The sequence below is a fragment of the Promicromonospora sp. MEB111 genome, assembly GCF_030209445.1.
GTDB lineage: Bacteria > Actinomycetota > Actinomycetes > Actinomycetales > Cellulomonadaceae > Promicromonospora.
Genome location: NZ_JARVSD010000016.1, coordinates 327,007 through 341,624 on the forward strand (window position 1 = coordinate 327,007; position 14,618 = coordinate 341,624).

At 68.8% G+C, this 14,618-nt stretch carries 13 protein-coding genes; 8 read left to right on the plus strand and 5 right to left on the minus strand.

What is annotated here, in order from left to right; genetic code table 11:
- Positions 1–31: 31 nt before the first annotated feature.
- Positions 32–889, minus strand: a complete 858-nt coding sequence (locus QRN56_RS20675) for a carbohydrate ABC transporter permease (protein WP_285106384.1) — start codon at positions 887–889, stop codon at positions 32–34.
- Positions 886–1,719, minus strand: coding sequence for a carbohydrate ABC transporter permease (locus QRN56_RS20680; RefSeq protein ID WP_285106386.1), 834 nt, complete (start codon positions 1,717–1,719; stop codon positions 886–888). The genes QRN56_RS20675 and QRN56_RS20680 overlap by 4 nt, the downstream gene beginning before the upstream one ends.
- 302 nt (positions 1,720–2,021) lie before the next feature.
- On the opposite strand from QRN56_RS20680, the gene QRN56_RS20685 reads away from it, so the two are divergent.
- The 3 genes from QRN56_RS20685 (at position 2,022) to QRN56_RS20695 (ending at position 5,194) form a co-directional block, all read left to right on the plus strand.
- Positions 2,022–2,822 (plus strand): IclR family transcriptional regulator, encoded by an 801-nt coding sequence (locus tag QRN56_RS20685; protein WP_285106388.1) that lies wholly within the window; start codon positions 2,022–2,024, stop codon positions 2,820–2,822.
- Between the two features lie 11 nt (positions 2,823–2,833).
- Positions 2,834–4,015, plus strand: a complete 1,182-nt coding sequence (locus QRN56_RS20690) for a mandelate racemase/muconate lactonizing enzyme family protein (RefSeq protein WP_285106390.1) — start codon at positions 2,834–2,836, stop codon at positions 4,013–4,015.
- Positions 4,016–4,573: 558 nt separating this feature from the next.
- Entirely contained in the window at positions 4,574–5,194 is a 621-nt protein-coding gene (locus tag QRN56_RS20695; RefSeq protein ID WP_285106392.1) for a hypothetical protein, read from the plus strand.
- Between the two features lie 230 nt (positions 5,195–5,424).
- Here QRN56_RS20695 and QRN56_RS20700 read toward each other — a convergent pair whose 3' ends face one another.
- Positions 5,425–5,967 carry a TetR/AcrR family transcriptional regulator gene (locus QRN56_RS20700; RefSeq protein WP_285106394.1) on the minus strand — a complete coding sequence of 181 codons (543 nt, stop codon included), beginning with the start codon at positions 5,965–5,967 and terminating at the stop codon, positions 5,425–5,427.
- Positions 5,968–5,993: 26 nt separating this feature from the next.
- Between QRN56_RS20700 and QRN56_RS20705 the strand changes: the two genes are divergently transcribed.
- The gene (locus QRN56_RS20705; protein WP_285106396.1) at positions 5,994–6,692 is read left to right on the plus strand and encodes an SRPBCC family protein; all 699 of its coding nucleotides are present in this window, start codon (positions 5,994–5,996) and stop codon (positions 6,690–6,692) included.
- 256 nt (positions 6,693–6,948) lie between these two features.
- Here the strand turns inward: QRN56_RS20705 and QRN56_RS20710 are convergent, their stop codons facing one another.
- Positions 6,949–9,114 (minus strand): MMPL family transporter, encoded by a 2,166-nt coding sequence (locus tag QRN56_RS20710; protein WP_285106398.1) that lies wholly within the window; start codon positions 9,112–9,114, stop codon positions 6,949–6,951.
- Positions 9,115–9,270: 156 nt separating this feature from the next.
- Here QRN56_RS20710 and QRN56_RS20715 point away from each other — a divergent pair, with 156 nt between their 5' ends.
- A complete protein-coding gene (locus tag QRN56_RS20715; protein WP_285106400.1) occupies positions 9,271–9,852 on the plus strand; it encodes a TetR/AcrR family transcriptional regulator in 582 nt (193 codons plus the stop codon).
- A gap of 1,184 nt (positions 9,853–11,036) precedes the next feature.
- On the opposite strand, the gene QRN56_RS20720 is transcribed toward QRN56_RS20715, so the two are convergent.
- Complete coding sequence (locus tag QRN56_RS20720) at positions 11,037–11,774, minus strand: SDR family NAD(P)-dependent oxidoreductase (protein ID WP_285106402.1); 738 nt, start codon at positions 11,772–11,774, stop codon at positions 11,037–11,039.
- A gap of 120 nt (positions 11,775–11,894) precedes the next feature.
- On the opposite strand from QRN56_RS20720, the gene QRN56_RS20725 reads away from it, so the two are divergent.
- The 3 genes from QRN56_RS20725 (at position 11,895) to QRN56_RS20735 (ending at position 14,571) form a co-directional block, all read left to right on the plus strand.
- On the plus strand, positions 11,895–12,569 hold the full coding sequence (locus QRN56_RS20725) for a TetR/AcrR family transcriptional regulator (protein WP_285106404.1): 675 nt from the start codon (positions 11,895–11,897) through the stop codon (positions 12,567–12,569).
- A 331-nt stretch (positions 12,570–12,900) separates the two neighbouring features.
- Complete coding sequence (locus QRN56_RS20730; protein WP_350224593.1) at positions 12,901–13,257, plus strand: zinc-binding dehydrogenase; 357 nt, start codon at positions 12,901–12,903, stop codon at positions 13,255–13,257.
- A gap of 246 nt (positions 13,258–13,503) precedes the next feature.
- Complete coding sequence (locus tag QRN56_RS20735; protein ID WP_285106406.1) at positions 13,504–14,571, plus strand: DNA topoisomerase IB; 1,068 nt, start codon at positions 13,504–13,506, stop codon at positions 14,569–14,571.
- The last annotated feature ends 47 nt before the right edge of the window (positions 14,572–14,618 follow it).

Here is a 14,618-nt window from a genome sequence, read left to right on the forward strand (position 1 = left end):
GGATGCGGGGATGGAGTTGATGGGAGGTGGGCTAACCCTTGACGGCCCCGGAAGCGAGGCCGGACACGAAGTACCGCTGGAGGAGGATGAAGATGACCGCGAGCGGCAGCGACGTGATCAGGGACGCCGCCATGAGCGATGGCCAGTCGGCGGTGCCCTCGTGGATGAACGCCTGGGTGAGCCCGGCCGGAAGCGTCTGCTTGTCGGGCCCCGCCAGCGTGAGCGCGAAGAGCAGGTCGCTCCAGCCGCGCATGAACGCGAACATGGCCGCCGTGATGAGGCCGGGGACCACCAGAGGGAAGACGATCCGGAACATCGTCGCCGTCCGGGACAGCCCGTCGACCTTCGCCGCCTCGAGGATCTCGTCCGGGAGGGCGTCCATGATCCCCTTGAGCAGGAACACCGTGAGGGGAAGGGTGAACGTCGTGAACGCGACGATCAGCGCCGTGTAGGTGTAGAGCAGGCCGGTCGAGCTCAGCATCAGGTACAGGGAGATCAGCAGGAGCGCCCCGGGGATGAGCTGCCCCACGAGGAACATGAACATGATCGCGTTGCGCCCGCGGTAGCGGAACTTCGACAGCGAGTACGCCATCAGCCCACCGACCAGCACCGACACCACGGCGGTGCCCGTCGACACGACGATGCTGTTGAGCAGGCTGTCAAGCAGCGCGTCGTTGCGGAAGAACCCGACCAGGTTGTCGAGCGTGGGATCGACGGGGAAGAGCGGCCGGTCCGGGGCGAAGACGTCCTCGCGCTTCATCAGGGCGGTCGCCGTGAGCCAGTAGATCGGCAGGAGCCCGAACAGGACGAGCACGAACAGCAGGAGACGACCAGGGATCGACAGGCTAGGGTTGACGATCCCCTCGCCGATGTCGCGTGCGCCGCTCATGACCTCTCCAATCGACGGTTGAGCAGCAGGTAGCCGCCGGTGACGAACGCGAGGAGCACGAGCCAGAGGACGCCCATGGCGGACGCCTGCCCGAGCTCGTAGCTGCCGAAGGCGAGCTGGTAGAGGCTCACGGCGAGCGTCGTCGTCGAGTCGCCGGGGCCGCCGCCCGTCATGACGAAGACGGTGTCGAAGTTGCCGAAGTTGTAGATGAACTCCAGCACCGCCACGAGGGTCACCGGGCCGAGCAGGTGCGGCAGCGAGACGAAGCGGAAGCGCTGGAACCGGGTGGCGCCGTCGATGGTCGCCGCCTCGAGCTGCTCGCCCGGCAGCGTCTGGAGCACCGCGAGCGCCACGACCATGATCCAGGGGAAGGAGTTCCAGGTCTTGGCGATCACTACTGCAGCCATCGCGCCGACGGGGTCGCCCAGCAGGCTGAGCCCCGGGAGCCCGAGCAGCGACAGCACGTGGTCGACGACGCCGTAGCTGTCGTTGAAGATCCAGGCCCAGAGGAAGGACACGACGACGCCGGGGAGCAGCCACGGCAGCATGAGGAGGCCGCGCAGCACGTTCCGGCCCCGGATGCGCGAGTTGAGCAGCATCGCGAGGGTGACGCCGAGGATCACGGGGAAGATCGTGGCCAGCGCGGCGAAGGTGAGCGTCGTGCCGACGTGCTCCACGAACTCGCCCCACACCGTCGCATAGTTGCCGACGCCGACGAAGTTGCGCTCGGGCCGCAGCAGGGACTGGTCGTAGAGGCTCGTGCCCAGGCTGGACAGGAGCGGGTAGATGGCGATCACGAGGAAGACCAGCACGGCGGGCAGCGCGATCATGAACCCGAAGAGGCTGTCCCTGGCGCTGAGTGTCGTCCGCCTCGTGGTGCCGCCCGTCATCCCGGGCGCGGGAGTTCCCGCCGCCGGTGGGTGGCTCGGTCGTGACCCCCCGGGCTCCCGGAGGGTCTCCGTACGTCGTTGTAGCGGTGCGTGCCCTAGCATGCCGCCAGTGAACCATATTGCGGATGGGAAATCTACAAATTGCATGACGAACCCATAATTGGATTGCTGGGTCCCAGGTCCGTGGCTACGATGGCGGCAAGACAGCGCATGCAGCGGACCCAGCCATAAGAAGGAGCACGATGACGTCGGAGTCGGTGGGAGGCACCCAGACCGTCGAGCGGGCCATGTCGTTGCTCGCCTGCTTCACCGAGGAGAGCGGGGAGCTGCGCGTGTCGGAGCTCTGCGCGATGACGGGGCTGGGCCAGTCCACGGTGTCCCGGATGATGTCGTCGCTCGACCGCATGCGGTTCGTCGTCCAGGACGAGCGCACGGGCCTCTACCGGCTCGGCCCGGCGGCGGTGTCGCTCGGCACGATCGCGCTCAACGGGTCCCCGGTGTTCAAGGCGGCCCGGCAGATCACCCAGAACCTGGCCCACGCGGTGGGGCTGGGGGCGAACGTCGCCGAGCTCGACGGCTTCTCGCTCTACTACCTCTGCAACTTCGAGGGTGAGCGGGCGCCCAAGACCTTCTCGATGGCGGGCCGTTCCGGCCCGCTGCACGCGACCGGTCTGGGCAAGGCGCTGCTCTCCGGGATGCCGCCAGAGCGGGTGGACGAGTACTTCGCGACCCCCCGGCAGCGGTTCACCCCGCACACCATCGTGGACCGGGACGCCATGAGCGCAGCGCTCGACGAGGTCAGGAGCCGCGGCTACGCGACAGAGGTCGAGGAGCTCGCGTTCGGCCGGGCCTGCATCGCCGCTCCGATCCGCAGCCGGGCCGGCGAGATCGTCGCCGCGCTGTCGGTGAGCGGCCCGCTGTCGGTGCTCGACCTCGACGCCCCGCAGGAGCTGGCCCTGCGCGCCATCGAGGCCGCGGACGAGATCTCGGTGGCGCTGGGTTACAGCCCCTCCCACAACGCCGCGGCCTTCGTCACCCCCTGACCCCTTCGTCGATGGAGACACCCGTGCGGATCGCCCGCGTCCAGACGTTCCCGTTGTTCCTGAGCAAGGAGGAAGCGGACAACTCCTATGCGGGCGACTCCGCGATCGCGCACCGCGGCTACATGATCAAACCTCCGTGGCGCAGCCTCTACTCCCCCGGCTACGAGACGCTCCTGGTCAAGGTCGAGACCGACGACGGGCTCGTGGGCTGGGGTGAGGCACTCGCCCCGGTCGCGCCCGAAGTCGTGGCGGCGATCGTCGACCACCTGCTCACTCCGCTGATCATCGGCGAGGACCCGCGGGCCGTGCGTGTGCTCTGGCACCGCATGACCGAGTCCATGAGAGAACGCGGGCATCTCCAGGGCCACCAGGCCGACGCCATGGCCGCCGTCGACATCGCGCTCTGGGACCTCTGGGGCCGAGCCACCGGCCTGTCGGTCTCGGAGCTGGCCGGCGGGCGGTTCGCCGAGACACTGCCGGCTTACGTCTCAGGCATCCGCGGCACGGACGACGCCGAACGGGCCGAGGGAGCCGTCAAGCTCGCCGACGCCGGGGTGCGCCGCATCAAGCTGCACCTCGGCACCGACATCGCCACGGACCTCGCGACGTTCGACGCCGTCCGCGCCGCGCACCCCGACCTCCACCTGGCGCTCGACGCCCACTGGACGTACCGGCTCGGTGAGGCCCGCGCCCTCGGGCGGGAGCTCGACGAACGGCGTGCCTGGTTCTTCGAGGCGCCACTGGCCCCCGAGGACGTCGAGGGCCACCGCGACATCGCCGCCGCCATCAGCACACCTGTCGCGGTCGGGGAGGCGATGCGGAGCCGCTTCGAGTTCGCCGACTGGCTCCAGCGCCGCGCTGCCGGCGTGATCCAGCCCGACATCGGCCGTACCGGCATCACCGAGGGGCTCGCGATCGCGGCGCTCGGCAACGCCTTCCACGCACCCGTCGCGCCGCACCACTCGGCTGCGTTCGGCGTCGCCATGGCGGCCGGCGTGCACGTCGCCGCGGCGTCCCCGGCACTCCTCGCGTTCGAGTACCAGCCCGTGACACTGCCGGTGGCGAACCGCATCCTGACCACGCCCCTGGAGGTCACCCCGGACGGCTCGTTCGTGGTGCCGCGACAGCCGGGACTCGGCGTCGAGGTTGACGAGGACGTGGTCCGGGAGTTCGTGCGGCACCCCCGACTCTGACGTGTCACCAGATGAGTACCGTCCCTGAGCGTCCTCAGGCGGCGAAGAGCAGGAAGAGCCCCGCCCAGGTACTTTTCATGCCCTTGGCGGCAACGCTCAGGATCCTGACCGATCGCGATTCACGGCCGGGTCGCCGAACTATGCTGAGCCCGAGCGAGGGGAACTATCCGCGTGACGGCAAGCGTTTCAGGACAGGACCGGCTCAACCATGAGTGGGCGGCTCACCGGCCCGCCGTCTTCGGCGCGGCATACCGTTTGCTGGGGAGCGTGGCCGACGGGCAAGTCGGGCCGGGGAATACGCCAGAGCAGATGTTATTCCGATCTCGCGAGTCTCAGCACCCAATGAAAAGCACACCCTGCTGGATCGCCGCTCATCCTAGCCTCGCCCATACAGATCCGCAGGTGAGAGCCTGGGACAGAAGGCGCTGGTCAGGAGCACGACCATTGGGCGGCATCGCGATCGACGGCAACATCACTCGGTCATGCTGTCTGGGTAGGCATCTCGTAAGCCAGGACTGATTCCAGCACCCTGCAAAGGGGCGCAGAGGGGCGGTTGCCATGAGGTACACGACACGCGTCGACGAGCGATATCTCGAATTGCGCGGCGCCACATGGCAGCCGCCCCTCGACCCCACCGCGATCAACACGCTGATCATCGACGACCACCGTGGTCACCCGCTGATCACGACGGGCATCAGCATGGGACCCGTCGAGATCGAGGTCGAAACATCAACCAGCCCTCCCAAACACGCGACCGACCCCCTCATGTGGGAAGAAGTCGTCGAGTTCGGCATCGAGGCCGGTGACGCCCATGTCCTCGTGGTCGGAGGGCAGGACACCACTGACCTATCGGCCCGGATCAACCCGGCCGGCCCCGGGTGGTACCGCGTCCGAGTGCACGCCTCGGGCCGTGACAACTCACCCGACCTTGTCGTTACCAGCCCCGTGGAGCAGTACCTCGTCCAGGCCTGGCCGCAGGCGCATGCCGCCCCAACAGTGATCGCCCTATCCCAGGCGAGCGCTCCGCCTTCCGTCACCACCACCGCGAGACAAGGGATCGAGATACTCGATGTCGAAGTCGCGCCCGAGATCGAAGCGGACCCCGAACGCGCCGCCCGCGTCAACGCACGCCTCGAGAAGGCCCGCGAAACGCTCCAGCGACTCGCTGAACGCAACTGAACCAGGATGGCCGGGACTGCTGCACACCTAGGTGTCACCTGCCCGCACAGCAGTCCCCCCTCAAGCAGCTCGTCGCGGCCCAACCACCCGACCCCATACTGCATCGTCGACGTACAGAACGACTGGTGCGGCCCATGCCACGACGACACAGTCCCCGCTTCGCCGGACCTGTCGTCGCCGATCAAGACATCGAAGGCTTCTGGCCACGATGGCGCAGCGGGCCGGGGTGCTCAGCCCGCCGTGAGCATGGCGACGAAGTCATCGATGAGCTGTTCGGGCGTCGTCGGCTCGTCGCCCTTGGCCAGGTGTCCAGCCAGGGCGAGGTCGATCGCGCCGTGCGCGACCGACCGGATCAGGTTCGCGAGGCGGCTCGGCGGCCCCGCGGGAAGCTTGGCGTCGCCCTGGCTCGCACCGACCAGTCTGAGCAGTGCAGCCCAGGCCGCGTCCGCACTCTGGCCCAGTTCTATCGAGTCGAAACTCCACGGACCGTAGACGAGCCGGAAGCGAGCAGGGAAACGCAGTGCCCGGCGTGCATACGCACGCATCGCGGTAGAAAGATCGCTCTCGCTTTCGAGCAGGGCGGCGTACTCGGCCAGCTCACGAGCCGCCACCGTAGCGAGCAGGGCCTCCTTGTCGAGGAAGTGCTTGTAGGGCGCGTTGTGCGAGACGCCCGAGCGCCGACCGACCTCCCGGAGAGTCACGCTTTCGGGGCCTCCTTCATCTAGCAGCTCGGTGGCGGCCAGGAGGAGCGACTCACGCGTCGTGGGACTCACTCGCCAAGCCTACCCGGGGGTTGACAGTGTCAACTGAACGTGGTGCGGTTGACACTGTCAACCACACCACGTTTGGAGACCTCATGGCATCCTCACCAGCCCGACCCCGCCGACGAGCGCGCGCCCTTGCCCTCATCACGGGAGCGCTCGGCACGCTGGGAGTCGCCGCTTGGCGCATCCTCGCTTCGCCCCGCAGCGCGCCGGCCTACGCCGGCCCGCGACCGGAGGAGGCTGGCGACGGATACGCGAGCGTGATGCACTCGGTGTACATCGACGCGCCTCCCGAGCACGTCTGGCAGTGGAGCAACAACCCGAGCCTGCGTCTTGAGGACCTCGTCAAGTTCGAGAACTTTCCCGCAGTTGTCGGCACCCAGCCCCTCGTCGGCCAGTGGCAACCCGGCCAGCGGGAGGGTGACCGACGTCGAGTTGAGTTCGCCGATGGCCACTTTCTCGCTGAGGAGGTGCTCATCGACTCCCCCGACAGGTTCCGGTACATGATCTGGGGCTTCACCAGCCCACAACGGCTCGTCGTGCGGCACGGCGTCGCCCAGTTCAGCTACACCCCTGAGAACGGCGGCACGCGCCTCACCTGGCAGTACACCTTCCTGCCCACGCTCGGGATCCTTCGCCCAGCGGTCAGGTCGTTCCTCGAGTCGACCATGTCTCCGATGATGAGGGCAACGCTCGCCGCGATGCGCGAGGGTGCGGAGGGACGATCCCGGTGACACCGCCCAGGCCCCACGCGGGCCTGGCCCCGATCTCCGAGAGAGCGGCCAGTCCCTGCGGGCTCGCCGAGGGCCAAGCGGCCACCTCCCGCCTCGGCTCGCAACGGCGCGCCACACTCCGTCGCGGCGTTGCCCCCGGGCGACGCCGCGCAGTTCTTGGCCGCACCCCCGACCAGCCCTTTCGCCCGCTCCGCCCGCAGGCCGGGTTCTGGGCACGGCGTCGCGGCGCCGAACCGAGGTTCGCTGCCGCAACGGTTCAGCGCCGCAGTTCCCCCGTCACTTCCTCCGTGAGCCCGATGGCGGTGTGAAGCCTGCGCAGGGCAGGGGGCGCCCACCAGTTACCCCGGCCTGCCAGTCGCATGAGGGCGGGGACGAGCACGCCACGGATGATCGTCGCGTCCACGAGCACGGCAAGGGCCATGCCGATGCCGAGCTGTTGAAGGAACGCGACCTCGCTGGTGGCATAGACCGCGAACGACGCGGCGAGCACCACGGCCGCGGCCGTCACCAGGGGTGCCGAACGCGCGATCCCGCGCGGCACGGAGCCAAGGATGTCGCCGGTACGGTCGAAGTCCTCCTTGATGCGGGCTAGCAGGAAGACCTCGTAGTCCATGGACAGACCGTAGGCGATGCAGAACATCAGCAGCAGGATGCTCGGCTCAACGGACCCTGTGGGTGTGAAGCCCAGCAGGTCGGCGAGCGCGCCGTCCTGGAAGCCCCAGACTACGACGCCGAACATGACGGTGAGGGACAGCAGGTTGAGGAATCCGGCCTTGATCGGTGCGATGACGCTGCCTGTCATGAGGAAGAGGACGACGAACGTGACGGCAACGAGGAGGCCGGCGACGAGCGGTAGTCGGTCGACGACTCCGTCGCGGTAGTCGGTGAGCTCGGCCGGGTAGCCACCGACCAGCACCTCGACCGGTGCGGGCAGTGCGCGCACGTCGTGGACGAGGCCGACGGGGTCGGTGGCGAGCCTCTCACCGGTCGGGACGACGGCCAGCCGTTGGCCTTCCTGGGTCTCGAAACGCTGCGGGCCGAAGGGGCCAGCGGCCTCGACGCGCTCGCCGTGCACGAAGCTTCCCGAGGCGGCGTCGACTCGTTCGATGCCGTCGATCAGGGACAGCGCGGCCGCGTAGGAGGCGAGGTCGTCGGCGGGGCCGGTCGTGACGACCTGGAGCGCGTCGGCGTCCTCGGTGCGGAAGTCGGCGCGGATGGTGTCGTACATGGTGCGCACGGTGTGGTCGCCCGCGAGCACGCGGTCGTCGGGCGAGCCGTAGACGATGCTGGCGGCGGGCGCGCCGAGCGCGAGCAGGATCGCCAGGCCGACCGCTCCGGCAGCGAGGGGCCGGCGCATCACGGCAGCAGGTACGCGATACCAGAACGTGCGTTCCAGGGGGCGGTCCGTGCGGGGCAGGAGCATGTGGTCGCCGGCGAGCTGGAGCAGTGCGGGTAGGACGAGCGTCGCGGCAGCAACGGCTGCGATCACGACGGCGATGCCGGCGTAGGCGAACGACGAGAGGAACGGAAAGGGGAACACGAGGAGCACGGCGAGGGAGGCCGCCACGGTGGCGCCGCTGAACACCACGGTGCGCCCGGCCGCGCGGACCGTGGCGCGCACGGCGTCGGCACGCTCGGCGTGGACATGCGCCTCCTCACGGAACCTGTGGACGACGAAGAGGCCGTAGTCGACGCCGAGGCCGATGCCCATGACCAGGGCGATGTTGGCCGCGAAGGTGGATACCTCGGTGAAGGTGGTCACGACCCGGATCAGGGCGAGGCTGCCGGCCACGGCGAACAAGCCAGTGGCGAGCGTCGCTGCGGCGGCGGCCCATCGGCGATAGACAGCCCAGAGCAGGAGCCCGACCAGTGGCAGCACGATCAGTTCCGCGCGCAGGAAGTCGGTGCGCGCCTGTTCGGCGACCGTGCGGAACACCTCGTCGCCACCCCCGAGTCGCAGAGTCCACCTCTGGTCGGCGTGTTCGGCGAGGAGCGCCTCGAGCGAGGGCAGCACCTCGACGCGGACGCGGTCGGCGTCGCCAGGCACCCAGGCCAGCACGAGGGCATGGCGGCCGTCCTCGCTGCGTAGCGTGTCGGGCGCGGAAGGTGACCAGTACGACCAGGCGTCCTCGACGCCGTCAGCAGCACGGAGAGCCTCGGTGAGCGCACGACCGGCAGTCGCGATCGTGGGGTGGTCCACGCCGGCGTCCGCGGTGACCAGGATGGCGACGTTGGGGCTGGACGTCCCGAACCGTTGCCCGAGCTGCTCGCGAGCCCGGAGGGACTCGGAGCCCGGCGCTTCGTAGCGGTTGAGCGACAGCGATTGGACGGTCCCGGCCGCTACCAGCGCACATGCGGCGAGCACGAGCGCTGCCAGGACGATGACGAGCCGTGGAAAACGGGTGACGGTGCGGCCGATCACAGGGTTCCCTTCAGGGTGCCATGATGCGAGCATTCGCTCGCATGAAGGGAGAATACGAGCACTTGCTCGTGTTGTCGAGCATGCGAGGATGCGAGAGTGACGCGACCGGTTCAGGACCAGGGAACTCCGAGACGGCAGGCGCGGGGAGAGCGGCGCATGGCGCAGATACTCCAAGCGGCGGCCCGCGTCCTCGGCGAGCAGGGGTACGAGCGCACCACGACCAACGCGATCGCCGCCGAAGCAGGCATCTCCCCCGGTTCGCTCTACCAGTTCTTCAACAACAAGGACGAGATCGTCACCGCCCTGGCCGAGCGCTACGCCCACGCGCTGGCGGCGTTTCAGGCCGACGCCCTGGACGAAGGCAGCAGCGCACACGACGGCGCACCCCGGGGCACCGCCGAGGTCGTCGTCGGCGTCATCGAGCCACTCGTCGAGTTCAATCTCGACCACCCCGGCTTCAAGGCCCTCTTCGGCCGCGCCGACCTACCCGCCTCGTTGACCACAGCGGTACGGCCGGTACAAGAACTGCTCGAGCACCGGGTGACCGGCCTGCTGAGCCAGGTCGTCCCGGGCCTGGAAGGCGAGGCACTCGGCCGGGCGGCCACGATGTGCATCCAGATCACGCGCGCCGGGATGCCACTGATCGTGGCGCCTGGAGCCGACCGCCCGGCGATGACCGCAGAGCTGCACGCCGCACTGACCGCCTACATCGACTCGCTGCGGGCGCGCGTGCCGTAGCACGCCATGGGCATCGGGCAGGCAACCTTCGACATCGAAGGCCTCGGTCGCAGAACGTCTCCAGATACCCCCGAAGCACCGGCACCACGAGGGGTGGGATCGACGCGTCCCGCTTCGACGCCTTCGCCTTTCACCCGCCAATCTCGATGTACCGCCCGGCGACCTTGTTGTTCGCTACCGCGCCGGCCAAGCATGGAACCCCGAGGCACTCCCGCGGGCGGGCGGCGTTCGCGGGGACCAAAGTGGTAACGCATGGACGCACCGGGGCGGAAGGCATCGTGCGGCGTCGTCCGCTGGTCGACACCGCGTTCGCGCTGGGCGTGCGGCTCAAGGGCGGCCACACCCATGACTTGTCGGCGCGGTTCCGGAGCACTCGCGCTCGACGGACGGCGAGACCAAGCAACAACACTCCGCCCGCCAGACGAGGATGCGGCCTGCGCAAGACACTTCGACGACCAGCTGTTTCGACTCGACTGCTCGAATCGCGCCCACTGCGCTTGACGCATAGGCATGCGACCACGCCTGACCGTCTCTAAAATAATCACCGCGATGCGCCTTAAGATCAAAGACCCCGAAGGCCACTCATGCGAATTCATCAAATCCCAGATACGTAATTGACGCCGACATCTCGGCATTTCGTTGCATTCAGTGACCGATTCCCGTAGATATGTCTTATGGGTGGGGTGCGGATGCGGCCATGGAGGTGGCTGGTCGGTGGCGGTGTCGTGGCCGCCAGTGCTGGGGTGTTCGCGTTGGCGGAGGGCAGCACGCCGTGGCTGGTCCTGGGTTTCGTCGCCGCGTGCGCTTCACCGGCCCTGCCGTTCGTGGCCCGGTGGTGGGCCGATCGCGAGCGGACACGCGTGGATCGCCGAGCCGTCGTCGAGTCGTCCGTCCCGCCCTGGGACACGGACGGACCCTCGTCGCTGTTGGCCCCGGATCGCCAGGTCGTCCCGTTCCGGGGCCGGGCCGTCGAGCTGGACGTCCTGGTGGGCTGGTGTGAATGCCGCCCTTCAAGGAGGCGTGTTCACCTTTCGTCCGCGATACGACTCATCGCGCCATGGAAGGCCGTGGTCCGGTGCATGTCCGCCGCCGTGTCCGTGGGGTAGCCAGGCACACCCACGGACACGGCGGCGGCGCGGGCCCGGCCCGGGTGAAGCTCCGAGCGGCCCTTCACGGCGGCGTCCTCATTGCTCCTGGTCGGTCGGCCTGACGAGGATCTCGCTGACCGAGACGTGGTGCGGCTGCGTGGCCGCGAAGATCACCGCGCCGGCGATGTCCTCCGGCTGCAACGTACGCATCGAGCTCGCCATCTGATCGGCCATCGCCCGAGTCCGCGGATCCGGGATGTGGCTGGTGAGCTCGCTGGCGGTGAACCCCGGTTCGATCACCACGACCCGGACCCCCTGGGTCGTGACCTCCTTGCGCAGCGCCTCCACGAAAGCGTTGACGCCGAACTTCGTCGCGGCATAGGCGCTTGAACCAGCCGACGCGATCCGTCCTGATGTCGAGGAGGTCTGGATCACCGTGCCCTTGCTCGCAAGGAGGTGCGGCAGCGCTGCGTGAATCATGTGCATCGAGCCCATGAGGTTCGTCGCGATCATGCGTGCCCAGTCCTCGGTGTCGGCACCGAGCACCGGGCCGACGAGCATGACGCCGGCATTGTTGACCAGCAGGTCCAGGCTCCCGAACTCGCTCACAGCCACGTCCACGGCAGCCTGCACGGAGCTTCGGTCCGTGACGTCCAGGCTGACGGCCCGGATCCTGCCCGGCGCGACGGCCTCGAGCTCTGCCAGCCGATCAGCCCGGCGGGCGCCGGCAACGACCAGCGCCCCCTGCCGCGACAGGGACAACGCGACCTCCTTACCGATGCCTGACGACGCGCCCGTGACCAGTGCGACCTTTCCGTCCAACGACGTGCCCACAGCTCTTCCTCTCGACTGCCGTCGCACTCATGCGCCGGAGACCAAGCGGACCGTCCAGTCCGCTTAGTGCACCGTAACACTAAACGGACCGACTGGTCCGCTTGTGCTAGTCTTGCGCATGTGAACTCGACCACCACAGGCCGCGCGGCGCAGTCGGGTTCCTCCGGCCACCGCGCCGAGCGTTCCGATGCCGTACGCAACCGTGGCAAGCTGCTCGAGGCGGCGGCAGAGGTCTTCGCCGAGCGCGGCACTGAGGCGTCGATTGCCGAGATCGCCGAACGTGCTGGAGTGGGCAAGGGCACCGTGTTCCGCCACTTCGCCACCAAGGAGGACCTCCTTGCGTCCATCGTGATCGATCTCGTCGACGGCCTGGCAGGGACCGCACGAAGACTCGCGCAGGACGATGACGCCAGTTCCTCCCTGTACGACTTCATGGCCACCGGCGTCGAGCTGCTTGTCCGTGACCGGGCGTTCTGCGAGGTCGTCGGGGAGCCGTCGCTGGCGGACGACCGGCTTCGCAGCGCCATCGCGCGGCTCGTCGACCAGGTGCAGGTCCTCGTCTCGCGCGCCGTCGAGCAAGGGGTGATCCGCCCGGACCTGACCGGGACCGACGTCGTGCTGCTCCTGGCGGGGGTCCAGCAGACAGCGCAGCCCCTACTGACTGCCCACCCGGACCTGTGGCGCCGGTACCTCAGGCTCGTCGTCGACGGGATGCGGTTCAACGGTGACCCGCTGCCCGCACTTCCGGCCCCTCCAGGTGGGCTCACCGACGATCTCGAGCGATGGCGCGCATAGCGCTCGTCCATCCCCCGTGATCGACGAGCGGCGGGGCTCCCGACCGGCGAGATTCCGACACAGCGCTGCGCACGTGCCCGAACCTCGCCGACTGGCCGGGGGAAGAGGCCAGCGCGTCAGAGGTTGGTGACAAGCGGGTCCAGTCGCTCTCTGCTTCCGGCATAGCAGTCCACGCTGCTCCGGTGAAACCCGGTGAGACTCGTACTTACCTGCGACTCGACCACCTCTGACACATCGTCGACCGAACGCCTCAGGCAGATGTGACAACCACCAGAAGACCGGTGCTCGCCTCGGCCAGGATCGGTGCGACCGGCCGGCCAGGCGCAATGAGGTGGCCACCCAGGGACGAGGAATCGATGCCGCGTTCGACTTCGCTGGTGCGCCTTCGATCCGCGAGCAGGCATTCGCAGTGCTCGCACCGGGTGGGCGACGCGTGCTCGTCGGCTTGGCCGGCTCGCCCGTCACCATTCCAGAGGACTCAGGAACCAGCTTCCGACGTCAGACCGTCGTCGGGGCCTATGGTTCCGAACCCAAGCACCTCGCCAGGCTTGTCCGCCTTGCCGAACGTGGCCGGCTCGACCTGAGCAGGTCGGTCAGCGTGACCCTGCCGCTGGCTCAGGCACACGACGCCGTCCGACAGCTCAAGGAGCGAGTCGGCAGTCCGGTGCGGATCGTCTTGCTCCCCTAGGTGCAGGCTGGGCTGCCTGCACACTTCCATCGAGCCTTCCCCTCTACGACTATGAGAGGCGTAGGGGCCACCAGACCAACCACCCCCGTTTGTCCCGCCATGACGCAGCCGAAAGTGGGCAGGGCGGGCCCTCCGGCCACAGCTCCCCGTGCATACAGGCGCACCTCCCGACGGATCGATCCCCGGCAGCCAAAATCAGTAACGTTACGGTGGTTGGTACCTGCACCCTCGGCCTAGCTTCATTTCATGACGCACGCGAGCACCTCCGCGGTGAGACTCTGCCGTGGCCCGGGCCTGCACCGACTCCCCGGGCGGCGCCAGGTGTGGGTGGACGACGCCGGGGCTCCCGTGCAGGACGCCGCGGAACTCGCGCGGCTCCGTGCACTGTCCGTCCCGCCCGGATGGACGGACGTGTGGGCCTCGAACGACCCGGTCGCCCGGATCCAGGCGACCGGCGTCGACGCGCGAGGCCGCACGCAGTACAGGTACTCGGCGAGAGCGACCGAGAATGCAGCACGAGCAAAGTTCCACGACCTGCTTGGCTTCGCCGGCGCACTCCCGCAGCTCCGCGCCCGGGTGGGGCGGGACATCACCTCCGCGAGTTCCGACGACGAGTGCCGGCAGGTGCTGCGTGTCGCCGCGACGGCGGTGCGGCTGCTCGACCGTGGCCTGTTCCGCGTCGGGAACGGGCGCTACGCGCGAGACAACGAGACCTACGGGCTCACCACGCTGACCCGCGAGCAGGTCGCCATCGACGGTACCGCCGTGGTGTTCACGTTCGTCGGCAAGGAGCACCGGCCCTGGCGTGTCGAGATCGAGGACGCCGCCGTGACAGAGGTCGTGCGGGAGCTGCTCGAGCAGCGTCCCGCGCCGGACGGCCGCGTGTTCGCGGCGCGGACCGCGCGCGCGCTTCACCCCATCAGTAGCACCGTGGTCAACGCGTACATCCACGGCGTGGTGGCCGAGCACGCCACCGCGAAGACGTTCCGCACCTGGGGTGGCACCGCCGCCGTGATGGCGATGCTCGGTGGGGCGACGGCGCACGACGCCCCCCAGTCACGCCGCCCCGATCTCGGCGCAATCGACGTCGCGGCGCACCTGCTGGGAAATACGCGCGCGGTGGCCCGTCGGTCATACGTCCATCCCGCCGCCTTCCACGCCGGCACGAGTGGCGAGGTGCGCGCAGCGGTCGACGTGGCGTCGGCCCGCGTCGCGACCCGCGACGTCCGCGCGCTGCTGCACGTCGACGACGTCGTGCGCACCATGACCCGGCAGCTCGCGGACCGTGCTGCGCCGTCCACGAACCTGTCGTGAGCTGTCGAGCCTGCCGCTCCGTCAAAGAACCGCACCCCGGAATGTTC

What these genes read in the sequence shown, in the direction of transcription:
- QRN56_RS20695 (WP_285106392.1), top strand. Translation starts at nt 4,574, where the DNA reads ATGAGGTACACGACACGCGTCGACGAGCGATATCTCGAATTGCGCGGC.
- QRN56_RS20690 (WP_285106390.1), top strand. Translation starts at nt 2,834, where the DNA reads ATGGAGACACCCGTGCGGATCGCCCGCGTCCAGACGTTCCCGTTGTTC.
- QRN56_RS20685 (WP_285106388.1), top strand. Translation starts at nt 2,022, where the DNA reads ATGACGTCGGAGTCGGTGGGAGGCACCCAGACCGTCGAGCGGGCCATG.
- QRN56_RS20735 (WP_285106406.1), top strand. Translation starts at nt 13,504, where the DNA reads ATGACGCACGCGAGCACCTCCGCGGTGAGACTCTGCCGTGGCCCGGGC.
- QRN56_RS20675 (WP_285106384.1), bottom strand. Translation starts at nt 889, where the DNA reads ATGAGCGGCGCACGCGACATCGGCGAGGGGATCGTCAACCCTAGCCTG.
- QRN56_RS20680 (WP_285106386.1), bottom strand. Translation starts at nt 1,719, where the DNA reads ATGATCGCGCTGCCCGCCGTGCTGGTCTTCCTCGTGATCGCCATCTAC.
- QRN56_RS20715 (WP_285106400.1), top strand. Translation starts at nt 9,271, where the DNA reads ATGGCGCAGATACTCCAAGCGGCGGCCCGCGTCCTCGGCGAGCAGGGG.